The 1,546-nt window shown below is 64.5% G+C and carries 2 protein-coding genes; both read right to left on the bottom strand.

The annotated features are described in order from the left end of the window. A partial coding sequence (locus A2I95_RS36830; RefSeq protein WP_291737434.1) for a chromate transporter occupies nt 1-581 on the bottom strand: 581 nt, incomplete at its 3' end. Beyond that, the gene (locus tag A2I95_RS36825; RefSeq protein WP_291737433.1) at nt 578-1,393 is read right to left on the bottom strand and encodes a sulfurtransferase/chromate resistance protein; all 816 of its coding nucleotides are present in this window, start codon (nt 1,391-1,393) and stop codon (nt 578-580) included. The genes A2I95_RS36825 and A2I95_RS36830, both read right to left, overlap by 4 nt. Nucleotides 1,394-1,546: the final 153 nt, after the last annotated feature.

The following is a 1,546-nucleotide window of genomic DNA, read 5'->3' as shown; positions in this document are numbered from 1 at the left end:
AGGGTGCTGCCGTTGCGGGCAGGCGTGCGGTGTGCGGGCTCTCCGGGGCTGCTGTCTTTGCGCAGCAAGCCAATGCAGGCGGCGGCCAGCACCACCAGTGGAAACGGCATGTTCAGCAGGAACAGCGCGGTAAAGCCAAACCCTGCCAGTGCCCAGTCCAGCGGATGGTTCAGGGCCTTGCCGGCCAACCGCCGCAACGCCTGCAGGATAATGACAACCACTGCCGCCTTGACCCCCAGAAACGCCGATTGCACTGCGGGCAGGGTGCCGTATTGCGCATAAAGCCAGACCAGCGCCGCAATGACAGCCGCACCGGGCAACACAAACAGCAGCCCCGCCAGCAGCCCGCCGGCGGTGCCGCGCATCCGCCAGCCGGTATAGGTTGCCAGCTGCATTGCCTCTGGTCCCGGCAGCAGCATGCAAAAGGACAGCCCCCGCAGAAAGCTCTCCTCGCTCAGCCAGGGCCGGTCTTCAACCAGTTCCTTGTGCATCACCGAAATCTGCGCCGCGGGGCCGCCAAAGCTCAGCACCCCGATGCGCCCGAAGACACGGAACATCTCCGTCCAGCATGGCTGGCTCATGCCTTGCGGTCCGCGGGCCAGTCGTGGCCCTCATTCTGGCCGTCGCGGGCCCAACGGTAAAGCGCATCATAAAGGGTCATGCCTGCCTCAAGCTGCTGATGATCGTCCTTGAACTGGCGTGACAGCCCGACCGAGAGCGCCAGAAGCCCGGCCGCCTCGGGGGCCAGATCGTGCCGGTTGGTGTCGGCGCCTCTCACAACCAGGGACAGCCTGTCAAGCGCCGGTGTCCTGAGGCCGAACTCATCTAGCATGGTATCAAAAGTGCAAAGCGGCCCGCGATGGGACCAGAACACATCTTCGACATCAAACGGCGTGGCGCCAAAGCGGTCTGCAACGCCGGCCACCTCGGACGGCGAGACAAACAGAAGGCGCGCATTCGGATCCACAAAGCGGCGGATCAGCCAGGGGCAGGCGATGCGGTCGATCTTGGGCCGGTGGCGGGTCACCCACAGGGTGCTGCTGCCTGCGGGGGCGGGCAGGGCGCTGGCCGGGATCCGCGGTGCGTCTTTCAGGCTGCGCCAGGCAAACATGCCGCCCTGCAGGTATTCCGTCTCAACCCCGTCATTGCGCAGCCACGCGGCCAGGCCTTGCGACAGTTTGATGCCCTTCTGGCAGATCACCACGCAACGCCGCCCGCCAAGCCGGGCCTTGAGGCCGTCGATGTCCCGATGGGGATGGCGAAAGGAGCCGGGGATCAGAAAAGGATCCGCGGCAAAGTCCTCGTCAATGCAGATATCGACCAGAACCGGAGCGGCTGGTGTGCCGATCAGGCGCAAGAGCTGGGCTGGGGTGATTTCATTCGGGGCAGCCATAAGCATGTCTCCTCGCGAGCAAGGTTAACATGCGAACCTTGGGCTTGTCGCCTCACGGGGCGTTCGCGGTTGTCCCCATGCATCCTTAAAACCGCATTTACCGCAGCTTTGTCAAGATCGCACCGGGCGGGCAATGCACCGTCACCTCAACCG

It is taken from the genome of Leisingera sp. F5 (assembly GCF_001593695.1).
The sequence above is the reverse complement of the archived record's forward strand: the minus strand, read 5'-3'. Positions and strand labels throughout refer to the sequence as shown.

What these genes read in the sequence shown, in the direction of transcription:
- A2I95_RS36825 (WP_291737433.1), bottom strand. Translation starts at nt 1,393, where the DNA reads ATGGCTGCCCCGAATGAAATCACCCCAGCCCAGCTCTTGCGCCTGATC.